At 71.7% G+C, this 548-nt stretch carries 1 protein-coding gene and 1 pseudogene; both read left to right on the plus strand.

Going from position 1 to position 548, the window contains the following annotated elements:
* Nucleotides 1-135: pseudogene (locus AE652_RS45995) on the plus strand (ABC transporter permease); the annotation flags it as partial.
* A gap of 16 nt (nucleotides 136-151) precedes the next feature.
* The coding region (locus AE652_RS42815; protein WP_199823245.1) for an ATP-binding cassette domain-containing protein at nucleotides 152-548 on the plus strand (397 nt) is incomplete at its 3' end.

The raw sequence follows: 548 nt of genomic DNA on the forward strand, positions 1-548 counted from the left end.
TCCTCCGCCCAGAAGGTGATCCGGACGGCGCCGTACGTGCTGTTCTTCCCGGCCGCGGCGCTCTCGATCACCGTGCTGGCCTTCATCATGCTGGGCGACGCGGTGCGCGACGCCCTCGATCCGAAGCTTCGCTGAGCGAGGGGAGCGCATCGTGAGTACAGCGGTGGACACCGCCGGGCACGAGCGGAAGGCGCCGTACCAGGGGCCGCTGCTCGACGTCCGGGACCTGCACGTCGAGTTCGCCACCCGGGACGGGGTCGCCAAGGCGGTGAACGGGGTGAGCTACTCCGTCGCGGCGGGGGAGACGCTGGCGGTGCTGGGGGAGTCCGGCTCGGGCAAGTCGGTGACGGCGCAGGCGGTCATGGGCATCCTGGACATGCCGCCGGGGCGGATCACCGCGGGGCGGATCCTGTTCCGCGGCGAGGACCTGCTGACCATGGGCACGGCCGCCCGGCGGTCCATCCGGGGCGGGCACATCGCGATGATCTTCCAGGACGCGCTGTCGGCGCTGAACCCGGTGCTCAGCGTGGGCTACCAGCTCGGCGAGA

This window comes from Kitasatospora sp. MY 5-36 (genome assembly GCF_001182915.1).
Taxonomy (GTDB): domain Bacteria; phylum Actinomycetota; class Actinomycetes; order Streptomycetales; family Streptomycetaceae; genus Kitasatospora.